Raw genomic sequence first — 12,843 nt, 5'->3', positions numbered from 1 at the left:
TTACTTGCGGCGTTGCATCCAGGCTGCCCCAAGCCCACTCAGGCAGATGATGGCGATACCCAGCAAGGTGGTGCTATCGGGCACCTGCCCATAAATCAGCAACCCCAGCAAGCCGGCAAACACGATCTGGCAATAACTGAACGGCGCCAGCAGAGCCGGCGCGGCGTGGCGGAAGGCCTGGGTCAGCAGCAGGTGCGCACTCATGCCGAAACCGCCCAATGCCAGCATCAGCAGCGCGTGGTCCCAGCGCGGCAGCTCCCAGAAGAACGGCACCAAAGCACTCATTACCAGCGTGTTGCACAGCCCGGCGTAGAAGTTGCTGGTGGTGGGGCTGTCATGGGCGGCGAGTATGCGCGTGAGCAACTGGTAGAAGCAGAAGCCCAGCGCCGAGCCGAAGGGGTACAGGATTGCCGGGGTGAACATCGCGCCACCGGGGTGCACCACCACCAGCACGCCGATGAAGCCCAGCACCACCGCCACCCATTGCCCTGGCGTGACGCGCTCCTTGAGCAGCGGCGCCGACAGCGCAGTGACCAGCACCGGGGCCAGGAAGTTGACCGAGGTCGCCTCGGCCAACGGCAGGTACTGCAAGCCGGTGGTGAACAGCAGGCTGGTGCTTAGCAAGCTTAACGCGCGCAACGTCTGTAGCACCGGGCGCCGGGTGCGCAGCACATTCAGGCCGGATTTGGGCAGGAATATGCCGGCCATCAGTAGCGTGTGCACCAGGTAGCGGGCCCACACCACCATGATGATCGGGTAGAGCCCACCGAGGAATTTGGACAAGGCATCGTGGCTGGCGAACAGGAACGTGGCTACCACCACCAGGGCGATACCGCGCAGGGGGTGGTTGACTCCGGACAGCGGTGTGCTGGAACTCATGGCGTTCTCGATGGCGGCGCTGCGGCATGCAGCGCCAGGTGAAGGCAGTGCGACAACAGGGATTCTAGAAGAGATACGACGACTTAAGGAAGGTCAATTGACACGCCGGTTCAAGGCAATGTGTTTTCCGTTCGCTGATCGACCACTTTCAGCTCCCTACTCGTGGTCCCTGACAGGCGAAACCCGCACCATCGAACGTGGCCCTCGAACCCGAACAAGGAGTTTTCATGCATAGGCTCACCACCCGCAACGGCCTCGACCTGCCCAGCATCGGCCTGGGCACCTGGCCGATGACCGGCGCCGAGTGCACGCGTGCAGTTCACCAGGCACTGGAGCTGGGTTACCGGCACATCGATACCGCCACCGCATACGACAACGAAGCCGCTGTCGGCCAGGCGTTGCGCGACAGCAGCGTGCCACGCGAACAGATCCACCTGACCACCAAGGTCTGGTGGGACCGCCTGGCGCCCGAGGCCATGCGCCAGTCACTGGAGAACAGCCTGCGCGCCCTGGGCACCGAGCAGGTCGACCTGTTCCATATTCACTGGCCCGGCAAGGACTGGGACTTGGCCCGCAGCATCGAGACGCTAGTGGCCCTGCGTGACGAGGGCAAGGTACGCAGCATCGGCGTGGCCAACTTCCCGCTCGGCCTGCTGCGCCAGGTGATCGAAGCGCTGGGCGCGCCGCTGGCGGCGATCCAGGTGGAATACCACGTGCTGCTCAGCCAGCAACCGCTGCTCGACTACGCCCGCCAACATGACCTGCTACTCACGGCGTATACCCCGCTGGCCCGCGGGCGGGCGGCGGCGCAGCCGGTGATCCAGGACATCGCCCGCAAGCATGGTGTGTTGCCGAGCCAGGTGGCGCTCAAGTGGTTGCTGGACCAGGACGGCGTGGCGGTGATCCCCAAGGCCAGCAGCCGCGAGAACCAGCTGAGCAACCTGGCGGCGCTGGATGTGCGCCTGGATGATCAGGATCGGGCGCTGATTGCCGGGTTGCCAAAGGATCAGCGGGTGGTGAGCCCAGACTTTGCGCCGGACTGGAACAGCTGAATGCCAGGGGCCGCTTTGCGGCCCCTTCAACCCACCGCCACAGCCACCTGCTTCAACCGCTCCCCCGCCGGCACCGGCCGCCCATACAGATAACCCTGAAAGTGCGAGCACCCCTCCGCCGCCAGGCGCTGCATCTGCTCTTCGGACTCCACCCCCTCTGCCGTGGTCTTGATCATCAGGCTGTTGGACAGCTCAGTGATCGCCCGGATGATCGACATCGCCTCGCGGCTGTCGCACATGTCATGCACGAACGACTTGTCGATCTTGATCCGGTCGAACGGGAACGAGCGCAGGTAACCGAGCGACGAATACCCGGTGCCGAAGTCATCCAGCGAAATCGACACCCCCAGGTCTTTCAGCGCGCGCAAGGTACGCACGTTCTCCTCGCTGTTGCCCAGCAGTACCGATTCGGTGATTTCCAGCTCCAGGCGCTGGGGCGCCAGGCCCGAGTCGGCCAGGGCCAGCGCCACGGTATGGACCAGGTTGGCGTTCTTGAACTGCACCGGTGACAGGTTGACCGACACCGTCTGCTCACTGTCCCAACTGGCCGCCTCCTGGCACGCCAGGTTCAGCGCACGGGTGCCGAGTTCGTGGATCAGCCCGGTCTCCTCGGCAATGGGAATGAAGTCCATGGGCATGACCATGCCACGGGTCGGGTGCTCCCAGCGCAACAGCGCCTCGTAGCCAGTCACGCTGCTGGTCTGCTGATCCACTATCGGCTGGTAATGCAGGTGCAACTGCCCAAGGTGCAGCGCAGTGCGCAGGTCGGTCTCGACCAGGCGGCGCTGGCGGGCGGCGACATCCAGTTCGACGTGGAAGCACTCAAAGCGGTTACGGCCATTGCGCTTGGCTTCGTAGAGGGCCATGTCGGCGTAACCGAGCAGCTGTTCGGCCTGCTCATTGTCATCGGGGGCAATGGCGATGCCGATGCTCACGCCCACCGTGAACTGGTGGCCTTCGATCTGGAACGGCGGGCAAATCGCTTCAATCAGACGCTTCGCCGTATTGCAGGCAGCCTCGCGGCCGTCCAGGCCAGTCAGCACAACGGCGAACTCGTCGCCGCCCAAACGGGCCAGGGTGTCTTGCTCGCGCAGCTCGCGGCGCAGGCGCTTGCCCAGGGCGCGCAGCAGCTTGTCGCCGAAGGCATGGCCGAGGGAATCGTTGATGTTCTTGAAGTTGTCCAGGTCCAGACACAGCGCTGCGGTCAGCTTTTCGTTCTGCTGGCCGCGCACCAGTGCCTGCTTGAGCCGCTCGTTGAACAGTGTGCGGTTGGGCAAACCAGTCAGCGCGTCGTGGTGCGCCATGTGGTGGATCTGGGCGTGGGCGGCCAGTTCCTCGGTGGCGTCTTCTGCCACGAACAACACATAGTCGGCCTGGCCCTCGCGGTTCTGGCTGAGCAGTGCGCGGCTGCGCAAGGTACGCGGGCCACAGGCGGTATCGACCCGGGTCTCAGCAGCATAACCCTTGGGGTTGCGCGCGCCACGGGCGAGCTGCTGTTCCAGGTAGTCAGCCGCAGCCGGTGCCAGGCACTCACCCGGCAACTGGCCGATCATGCTGCTGCCGCGACCACCGAACAGGCGTTCGGCCTGCTGGTTGGCCAGCAGGATGCGCTGGCTTTCCAGGTCCTGGACGATAACGCTGGCGGGAATGTTGGCGATCACCGAATCAAGGAACTGCGAGAGCTTGGTCATCTCCTGGCTGTACTGTTCAGCCAGCTCCTTGGCCTGCAACAGCTCCAGTTCCTGCTGGCGCCGCTCGGAAATGTCGCGGGTGACCTTGGCGAAGCCAATCAGATGGCCGTTGTCATCGCGCACCGCCTCGATCACCACGTGGGCATGAAAGGTCGAGCCGTCCTTGCGCAGGCGTGCGCCGGTTTCTTCGAAGCGGCCCGTGTCGCGCGCCTGCGCAAGGTTCTGCTCGGGCAGGCCGGCGACGCGCTCGGCTTCGCTGTAGAACAGCGAGTAGTGCTTGCCGACGATTTCGTCGGCAAGGTAACCCTTGGCCCGCTGGGCGCCCGGGTTCCAGTTGGCGACGATACCGTCGGGGGTGAGCAGGTAGATGGCATAGTCCACCACGCTCTGGATCAACAGCCGATACATGATGTCGGGGCTTGCGACTAGCGACATGAAAATTTCCCTGAACCTGCAACGCGCACGAAAAGGAACCCCAGGCCAGAGCGACCGGGTCTTGAATACGAGGTAATGGCATTATGCCGCTTGAGTGGATTTTGTGAAGTGGCTCACAGTTTTTTGCCAGCGCCGCTCAGTGGTAAGCGGACGTAACCTTATAGGTGAGCAGGTCCGGGTCATCACCCAGCACGATTTGCTGCACCGGCCGCGGCAAGTCGGCCACGACGGCTTTGCAGAAGGCAACGGCGGTGGGGTCCGGCGCATAGCAGCGCAGGAGCCAGTCTCCGGCACCTCTGAGCAACTGCAGCGCGACCGCACGGCCAATACCCTGCCGGCGGTAGCGCTTGAGGATGAACAGGTCGGCCAGCTCACTGGCATTGATGCCAGGCAGCTCGCTGCGCTCGACCAGCACGAAACCGGCAATGAAACCATCCACCAGTACCAGGTTGGCGCTCCAACCGTCTGCAAGCCAATAGCGCTGCAGGTGCTCTTCGTGAATGTAGAAGCGCCCGTCTACCTCGACGTCTTCCTGCTCCCAGTCAGAGGACTCGTAGGCATAGAACTGATAGAGATTACGGATCAGGTCGGCCTGGTCGCGGGTAGTGGTGAGCAATTCGATGGGCAGCATGGGAGGCTCGGGGCACAGGGGTGGTTGAAAGGCTTTCATGTTGAAAGTACCGGCCCCCAGATTATGGCTCAACTCAGCGCCACGAACGGCATCAGGCGCCCCGCACCTGATGCCGTGCCCCTCACTTTTCTTGCAGTACCGCCCTGCCCTTCACTGCCCGCGGCCCGCGCCAGGCCCAGAACAGCAACCCGGGGAACGGGGCGTAGACGACGAAGACGATCCATAGCATCTTGCGCTCCGCGCGCCGTTCGCTGCCGATGATGTGCCAGATGGCGAAGATCTCCAGCAAGATGACCAAGGCCGCGACAATGATCCAGATCGTTCCGATTTCCATGAGCACTCTCCCGTTGGCATGTAAAGGGTTGGGTTACTGCCAGCGGCAAGGGTTCATTCGGATTTACTTGCCTGGGCCTTCTCCAGTGCAGCCTTCAAAGCCTTCGCATCAGCGAACTCCTGCTGGCTGACCAACGCACCCTGCTCAAGCTGCAACCACAGCACCTTGCCTTCCTGCCCAGGATAGCGGCTGGCCACCTGCCCTTCACGATCAAGCATAACCCGGTAGTTGTAATCACGCATGGCCGGGATGGCGAACAGCTTGCTGATCAGCGCCGGCATGCGCTGGATATCCGCCACAAACACCGCATCGCGCGACTCCAGGTAGCCCTTGGGCTGTTCAGCCAGGGCCGCCTTCACCAGCTTGGCGCCGTCCATGTCGCGGGCCACCAGCAGCACATGCGTGCCGGCGTCCAGGGTATAGGGCTGGTCATGCTGGTCGAGCAGCGTCCACGGTGCGAGCTTTTCCCCGGTTTGCAGGGCGTTTGCCACCAGTGGCAGCAGGCTGAACAACAGGGCGACGGCGTATTTCATCGAGGTTCTCCAGGTGGGAGGCGCCAGCATAGCCCAGTTGCCTCAATACGACCTCCAATACCACAGGCCCACCCAGGCGATTGTCTTTCCCCTGGCTACCGGCCACACTCGCCAGGCCATCCAGGAAGCGGAGTCCAGAGTGCCCACCCCACGCCAGTTCAGCAAGAAGACCAGCACCACCAACATGCTGCGGCTCAAGGCCACCGCGGGCAGCCCCCAGGCGCCCTACCGCGTCGACTTCGTCCTGCTCAAACACTTCTCCATGGCCAGTTTCACCGTGGCCATGGACGTGCTGGTCACCGCCAACCTGCTGCGCGCCGACAGCTTCAGCTTCACCCCACTGTCGCTGGACGGCGACCGGGTGCTGAGCGACCTGGGCCTGGAGCTGGTGGCCACTGACCTTGTTGCCAGCGAACTGAAAGCACTTGACCTGCTGATCATCTGCGGAGGCTTGCGCACACCGCTGAAGTACCCCGAACTGGACCGCCTGCTGGATGACTGCGCCGCCCACGGCAAGGCCCTGGGCGGGCTATGGAACGGCGCCTGGTTTCTTGGCCGCGCCGGGGTACTGGATGACTATGGCTGCAGTATCCACCCCGAGCAGCGCGCCAGCCTGTCCGAGCGCAGCCCGCAGACACGCATCACCCCGGCCAGCTTCACCCTGGACCGTGACCGGCTCAGCGCCGCCAGCCCCAATGGCGCCATGGAACTGATGCTCGGCCTGGTCCGCCGCCTTTACGGTGACGGCCTGGCAGAAGGCGTCGAAGAAATCCTGTCGTTCTCCGGCGCCCGCTACCGGCAGGTCGGCCCGGGGGCGAAAAAGTCGATGAGCCTGCACCTGCGCACCATTGTCGAGCTGATGGAGAACAACCTCGAGGAAACCCTCAGCCTCGACCAGTTGGCGGCCTACAGCGGCCGCTCGCGGCGGCAGATCGACCGCCTGTTCCAGGCCCAGCTGGGCACCTCGCCGCGGCGCTACTACATGGAACTGCGCATCACCAAGAGCCGCCGCCTGCTGCAGTACTCCGACCTGTCGGTGATGGAGGTTGCGGTGGCCTGCGGCTTTGTTTCGGTGTCGCACTTCAGCAAGTGCTACGCGGCCTACTTCGGCTACCCGCCGTCACGTGAGCAACGGCTGGGCGAGTGAACGGCACTCAGGCCTGGATGTAACGCATCACTGCTTCGCAGATCATGGCCTTGTGGCGCAGTTTGACCTGCTCATCCAGCAGGTCGATCTGGAAGATGTCGCCGAAGGTATGGCGGTTCGAGACCCGATAGAAGCAGAACGCGCTCATCAGCATGTGCAGGTCGATGACCTCGATGCCCGGGCGGAACACCCCCTCTTGCACGCCCCGCTCCAGCGTGCGGCCCAGCGCCTGCAGCACCAGGCTGCTCATCTCGCGGATGGCCGGGGTTTTCTTCACGTACTCGCCGTAGTGGATGTTTTCGGTGCAGACCATGCGCACGAAATCGACGTTGCGGTCGTGATGGTCGAAGGTGAACTCGGTCAGGCGCTGGATGGCCTGCTCGGCCGGCAGCGACTCCAGGTCCAGGCGGTGCTCAGTCTTGCGGATGTCGCCGTACAGCTTGACCAGGCACTCGACGTACAGCTGCTCCTTGCTGCCGAAGTAGTAGTAGATCATGCGCTTGGAGGTGGCTGTGCGCTCGGCGATGGCATCCACCCGCGCGCCCGCCAGGCCTTGCTGGACGAACTCGTTGATGGCGGCCTGGAGGATGTCCTCGCGGGTTTTTTCAGGGTTGTTCTTGCGCGACTTGCGTGTCCCTTCGATCTCGGGCTGGCCGAGGGGGGCAACGGGATTGCTCATAGCTGCTCACGGGGTATTTATTGGGATTTGGACGGGATTATCCGTGAGTGGAGGGTTGGAAGGAAGCGCGCTGTTGATCGGGTGGGCAGGATTGGCGGGGGCCCAGGCTGAGCCCCTTGATCAAGCGCTGCACAGGCAGCGCCCGATCTCACAAGCCGTGAACCCTTGGGCCGTTACAGCACCGGCTTGCGCGCCGCTCCGCTGCGCCGCTTGGCCATCGCCGCCAAACGCACAGGAACGTTGGCCGCACCGTACCCGGCATACCCCCCCTTGCGCTGGATGATTTCAAAGAAGAACCGGTCCTCGAACGCCTCGGTGTACACGTGGAACAGCTCGCCGCCCTGGGCATCGCGGTCATACAGCACGTTGTAGTACGCCAGCTCGCTGAGAAACTCGTCGTCGAAATCGAAACGCGCCGCCAGATCGTCGTAGTAATTGAGCGGAATTTCCAGCAACGGCACACCGGCTTCCTTCGCCCGCGCCACTTCCTTGAAGATGTCGGCACAATCGAAGGCGATATGGTGAACGCCCGACCCGCGATAGCTCGACAGCGCGTGGGCGATGGCGGTGTTGCGGTTTTCCGAGATGTTCAGCGGCAGGCGCAGGCTGCCGCACTGGCTGCGCAGGGCGCGGCTTTTGACCAGGCCGTACGGGTCGGGCAACACCACTTCATCATCTGCGGCAAAGTCGAACAGGCTCTTGTAGAACAGCACCCAGCTGTCCAGCGACTCGGCCGGCAAGGCCAGGGCCATGTGGTCGATGCGCTGCAGGCCACCGGTGGTGCTGGCGCTCTGGTCCAGGCGGAAGTCGGTGTCGTACAGCGACGGGCCTTCCTTGCCCTGCTCCACCAGGTAGATCAGGCTGCCATCCGGGGCGCGCACTGCAGGCACCTCACATTCGTTGGGGCCGACCAGCCCACGGAACGGCTGGCCGCGGAAGTCGGTGGCGCGTTGCAGCGCCGCGTGCTCGTCCTTGACCCGCAGCGCGGTGGCACACAACGATGGGCCGTGGGCCTCGAAGAAGTTGTGGCCAAAGGAGTAGGGCTCGGCATTGAGCACGATGTTGATGTCGTTCTGGCGCAGCAGGCGTACGTCCTTGCTGCGGTGCTTGCCGGCGTCGGCAAAACCCAGGCGCTTGAGCCAGCTGCCCAGACGCGCGCCGACCGCTTCGTCCACGGCAAATTCGAGGAATTCCACACCGTCGTAGGTACTGGCGGCAGGCGGTGCGAACAGCACACCCGGCTCGATCGCGGTGCCCTCCTGCTGCAGGCGCAGGCGGGTCTGTTCCTCCAGGTACAACAGCGAACGCAGGCCATCGGCGGCGTTCTGGCGCGGTGGTGCGGCGCGGAAACCGTCGTTGAAGATTTCCAGCGACAGCGGGCCGCGATAACCGGTGGCCAGGATCGGCGCGAGGAAACCGGCCAGGTCCATTTCGCCCTGCCCCGGGAAGCAGCGGAAGTGGCGGCTCCACTCCAGCACATCCATGGCCAGGATCGGCGCGTCGGCCATCTGCACGAAAAAGATCTTGTCGCCGGGGATATCGCGGATCGCGGCAGGGTCGCCCTTGAGCGACAGGGTGTGGAAGCTGTCGAGGATCACGCCCAGCGCCGGGTGGTCGGCCTGGCGCACCAGGTTCCACACTTGCTGGTAGGTGTTGACGTGACGGCCCCAAGCCAGGGCTTCGTAGCCGATGCGCATGCCGCGTTGGCCGGCGTGCTCGGCGAGCAGGCGCAGGTCGTCCACCAGCAGTTGTTCTTCGCCCAGGGCGTCGGCCTGCACGTTGCTGCACACCAGCACCAGGTCGGTGCCCAGCTCTTGCATCAGGTCGAACTTGCGCTCGGCGCGGTCGATGTTCTTCTGCAGGCGGTCGCGGCGGCAGCCTTCAAAATCGCGAAACGGCTGGAACAGGGTGATGGCGATGCCGAGGTCGGCGCACATCTGGCGCACCTCGCGCGGGCTGCCGGCATAGTAGAGAAGATCATTTTCGAAGATCTCGACGCCGTCGAACCCGGCGGCGGCGATGGCTTCGAGCTTTTCCGGCAGTGTGCCGCTCAAGGACACGGTGGCTATCGAACGCTGCATGGTGGAATTCCTTGTTATGGGGCTACTGGGCTGGAAGCTGGGGCTAAGCAACACACCATCAGACTTCTTGGCATGATGAATTATTCGCAGGTAAAGTCATGGCAGCAATCACTTTGTACGGAACGGTTAGTTTTGCGTTCGATTACCGCACAAAACCCGTTTTGGCGAATTGATTCACTGCCACCCCTGCGCAACCATGAGACCAGACGCAGGCACACCGACCACCACTTTCTGCCCAGTGGCCGTTCGGCACAACCTGCGCTCACAAGCCCAGCGCCACGACATAATAAGTTCAATAAAACGGGTACAGACCTATGCAAACATCCCTCGCCTTGCAACCCGCACCTGCTCGATCGTTGTCTCCAAACAGACTTGGCTCGCGATCGTCGGCCCTTTAAGCACCCACATACTCCCGATAGCGATCGCACACCCACTGGCTTGCCGCCTGACGGCACCGGCTGTGCGGCGACCAACAAAAACAACGGAGACAACGATGGCTAACTCCAGCTCTCAAGCCAAGAAAGCGACCGCCAGCGGATGGATAGGCTCGGCACTCGAGTACTACGACTTTTTCATCTATGCCCAGGCTGCGGCACTGATCTTCCCGCAGATATTCTTCCCCAACACCGACCCCAAGATGGCGATCATCGCCTCGCTGGCTACCTACGGCGTGGGTTACCTGGCCCGTCCGGTCGGCGCCTTCGTGCTCGGCCACTGGGGTGATACCCGCGGGCGCAAGAACGTGCTGCTGCTGTGCATGTTCCTGATGGGCATTTCGACCATGGCCGTGGGCCTGCTGCCTACCTACCACGATATCGGCATGCTCGCCCCGGCCTTGCTGGTGCTGCTGCGCCTGGTCCAGGGCTTTGCCGTGGCCGGTGAAATCTCCGGGGCCAGTTCGATGATCATGGAGCACGCACCGTTCGGGCGGCGCGGCTACTTCGCCAGCTTTACCTTGCAGGGCGTCCAGGCCGGCCAGGTAATGGCGGCGGCGGTGTTCCTGCCACTGGCCTACTTCATGCCCAGCGAGGCGTTCAACGACTGGGGCTGGCGCATTCCGTTCCTGATGAGCGCCATCGTGCTGATCGCAGGCTTCATCATCCGTAAGGAAGTGCACGAAACCCCGGCCTTCGTGAAGGAAGAGAAGCAGGACAAGGTTGCCAAGTCGCCAATCAGCGAGGCCTTCCGCCACAGCTGGAAGCACATGGTGCTGGTGATGTTCATGGCCTTGATGAACGTGATCCCGGTAGTTGCCACCATCTTCGGCGCGGCCTACGCGGTACAGCCGGCCTACGGCATCGGCTTCGACAAGAGCGTGTACCTGTGGATCCCAGTGGTGGGCAACATCGTTGCAGTGCTGGTTATCCCGTTCGTGGGCAATCTTTCCGACAAGATCGGCCGTCGCCCGACCATGATCGCCGGTTGCCTGGGCTCGGGCCTGCTGGCCTTCGTTTACCTGTATGCAATCAGCATCCAGAACGTGCCGCTGGCCTTCGCTACCTCGATCCTGATGTGGGGCATGGTTTACCAAGGCTACAACGCGGTGTTCCCAAGCTTCTTCCCTGAGCTGTTCAACACCCGCTACCGCGTGTCGGCCATGGCCATTGCCCAGAACATCGGCACCATGCTGACTGCGATGCTGCCGGCGTTGTTCGCCCTGGTAGCGCCACCAGGCTCGGATAACATTCCGCTGGTGGTTGGCGGCCTGGCGTTCTTCATCACCTGCGTATGTGCCCTGGCAGCGTATGTCGCGCCGGAAACCCATCGCCTGGCGATGGAAGACCTGGGCAACCCGCAGGCCAAGCCGATGGACAAGGAAGCCTATGAGGCCAGCCGCAAGGGTAGCCTTCAGACAGTGAGCCACTGACAGACGCAAGGGGCCGCAGTGCGGCCCCAAGCAATTCAGCCGTTGACCACTGCCTGCAAGCGTTGCCACAACCGCTCGACATGCTCGCGCTCAGTGGGCAGCGCCCCCACCGAAACCCGCACCATCCAGCGCCCGTTCAAGGTCGCCGGCGTGACATAAGCCTCACCGGAGGCATTGAGCCGCTCAGCCCATGCCTTGGTATGCGCATCCAGCGCCTCCCCTTCCAGCCCACCAGGCCGATGCACAATGCACAAGGTCTGCAACTGTACCGGCGCCAACAACGCCCACTCCCCTGCCGCCTCAACCTGTTCGGCCAGCCAACGGGCATTGTCCAGGTCGCGCCGCAAGCGCTGCTGCAACGCCTCGACCCCCTCGCTGCGCAACATGAACCACAGCTTCAGCGCGCGGAAGCGACGCCCCAGCGGGATGCCCCAGTCACGCAGGTTCTTCACCTCACCATCGACCGCCGACTGTAGGTAGCTGGGGTTGGTGCTCATCACCCGGATCAGGTGCTGCGGGTCTCGCACGTAGTAGATCGAACAGTCGAACGCCACCCCCAACCATTTGTGCGCGTTGACTACCACAGAGTCGGCCAGCTCGATGCCGTCCCACATCCAGCGGCATTCGGGCAGGATCATCGCTGAGCCGGCCATGGCTGAATCGACGTGCAGCCACAGCCCCTGGGCCTGGGCGATTTCGCCAATCTGGCGCAAGGGGTCCAGCGCCGTAGTGGTGGTCGTGCCGGTGGTAGCGACCACTGCGCAGGGCTGATTGCCTTCGGCCAGGTCCTGTTCGATGGCCGCCAACAAGGCATCGGGGCGCATGGCGAACTGCTCGTCGGTGGCGATCAGGCGGATGTTGGTGCGGCCGAAACCGGCCAGCAGCGCGGCCTTGTCCACCGAACTGTGGGCGTGGGCGCTGACATACACGATCAGCGGTTTGGCTTCGGCTTGCAGGCCGCCACGCACCAGGGCGTAGTCGGTGGCACGTTCACGGGCACAGATCAGCGCGACCAAGGTGCTGGTAGACGCTGTGTCCTGAATCACGCCGCTCCACTGCCCCGACAGGCCCAGCAACTGGCGTACCCAGTCCAGAGTGGTCTCCTCCAGCTCGCTCAGCGCAGGGCTCGATTGCCATGACAGGCCCAGCACACCCAGGCCCGTGCTGAGAAAATCGCCGAGCACCGAGGACAAGGTGCCGTTGGACGGGAAGTAGCCATAGAAATCGGGGTGTTGCCAATGCGACAGGCCTGGCATCACCAGCGTGTTGACGTCATCGAGGATCGCCTCGAACGGCTCGCCCTGTTGCGGGGCGCCGGCAGGCAAGGCAGCTTTAAGGTAGCCGGGCTCGACCTGGGCCATCACCGGGCGGTCACCGACGCTCTGGCGGTAATCGGCGATCAGGTCGATCAATTGGTGGCCGTACTGGCGGAATTGTTCTGGGGTCACGCGCGGTCTCCTGTGGGTTGTCCGCTGTCAGGCCCGGCCCCATCGCCGGCAAGCCGGCTTCCACAG

11 protein-coding genes are annotated in these 12,843 nt (G+C 63.5%); 3 read left to right on the top strand and 8 right to left on the bottom strand.

Translation table 11 applies throughout. From position 1 onward, the window contains the following. A complete protein-coding gene (locus ACEWE8_RS06600; RefSeq protein WP_012314122.1) occupies positions 1-879 on the bottom strand; it encodes a DMT family transporter in 879 nt (292 codons plus the stop codon). 227 nt (positions 880-1,106) lie between these two features. Between ACEWE8_RS06600 and ACEWE8_RS06595 the strand changes: the two genes are divergently transcribed. After that, entirely contained in the window at positions 1,107-1,931 is an 825-nt protein-coding gene (locus tag ACEWE8_RS06595) for an aldo/keto reductase (RefSeq protein ID WP_046785484.1), read from the top strand. Between the two features lie 26 nt (positions 1,932-1,957). Here ACEWE8_RS06595 and ACEWE8_RS06590 read toward each other — a convergent pair whose 3' ends face one another. The 4 genes from ACEWE8_RS06590 to ACEWE8_RS06575 form a co-directional block, all read right to left on the bottom strand. Then, positions 1,958-4,057 (bottom strand): bifunctional diguanylate cyclase/phosphodiesterase, encoded by a 2,100-nt coding sequence (locus ACEWE8_RS06590; RefSeq protein ID WP_046785485.1) that lies wholly within the window; start codon positions 4,055-4,057, stop codon positions 1,958-1,960. 136 nt (positions 4,058-4,193) lie between these two features. Next, positions 4,194-4,688, bottom strand: a complete 495-nt coding sequence (locus ACEWE8_RS06585) for a GNAT family N-acetyltransferase (protein WP_046785486.1) — start codon at positions 4,686-4,688, stop codon at positions 4,194-4,196. A gap of 121 nt (positions 4,689-4,809) precedes the next feature. Beyond that, positions 4,810-5,022 (bottom strand): PLDc N-terminal domain-containing protein, encoded by a 213-nt coding sequence (locus ACEWE8_RS06580; RefSeq protein WP_012314118.1) that lies wholly within the window; start codon positions 5,020-5,022, stop codon positions 4,810-4,812. 53 nt (positions 5,023-5,075) lie between these two features. Further along, a complete protein-coding gene (locus tag ACEWE8_RS06575; RefSeq protein ID WP_046785487.1) occupies positions 5,076-5,555 on the bottom strand; it encodes a hypothetical protein in 480 nt (159 codons plus the stop codon). A gap of 139 nt (positions 5,556-5,694) precedes the next feature. Between ACEWE8_RS06575 and ACEWE8_RS06570 the strand changes: the two genes are divergently transcribed. Next, on the top strand, positions 5,695-6,702 hold the full coding sequence (locus ACEWE8_RS06570) for a GlxA family transcriptional regulator (RefSeq protein WP_046785488.1): 1,008 nt from the start codon (positions 5,695-5,697) through the stop codon (positions 6,700-6,702). 7 nt (positions 6,703-6,709) lie between these two features. On the opposite strand, the gene ACEWE8_RS06565 is transcribed toward ACEWE8_RS06570, so the two are convergent. Both ACEWE8_RS06565 and quiC read right to left on the bottom strand, forming a co-directional pair. Then, positions 6,710-7,381, bottom strand: a complete 672-nt coding sequence (locus tag ACEWE8_RS06565; protein ID WP_012314115.1) for a TetR/AcrR family transcriptional regulator — start codon at positions 7,379-7,381, stop codon at positions 6,710-6,712. A gap of 173 nt (positions 7,382-7,554) precedes the next feature. Then, complete coding sequence (quiC, locus tag ACEWE8_RS06560) at positions 7,555-9,462, bottom strand: 3-dehydroshikimate dehydratase QuiC (protein WP_046785489.1); 1,908 nt, start codon at positions 9,460-9,462, stop codon at positions 7,555-7,557. A 493-nt stretch (positions 9,463-9,955) separates the two neighbouring features. Here quiC and ACEWE8_RS06555 point away from each other — a divergent pair, with 493 nt between their 5' ends. Continuing rightward, positions 9,956-11,329 carry an MFS transporter gene (locus ACEWE8_RS06555; RefSeq protein ID WP_046785490.1) on the top strand — a complete coding sequence of 458 codons (1,374 nt, stop codon included), beginning with the start codon at positions 9,956-9,958 and terminating at the stop codon, positions 11,327-11,329. A 35-nt stretch (positions 11,330-11,364) separates the two neighbouring features. Here ACEWE8_RS06555 and ACEWE8_RS06550 read toward each other — a convergent pair whose 3' ends face one another. Beyond that, a complete protein-coding gene (locus ACEWE8_RS06550; RefSeq protein ID WP_046785491.1) occupies positions 11,365-12,777 on the bottom strand; it encodes a DOPA decarboxylase in 1,413 nt (470 codons plus the stop codon). Between the last annotated feature and the right edge of the window lie 66 nt (positions 12,778-12,843).

This window comes from Pseudomonas sp. TR47, from assembly GCF_044143025.1.
Lineage (GTDB): Bacteria > Pseudomonadota > Gammaproteobacteria > Pseudomonadales > Pseudomonadaceae > Aquipseudomonas > Aquipseudomonas putida_E.
This window is presented reverse-complemented; position numbering and strand designations above follow the sequence as displayed.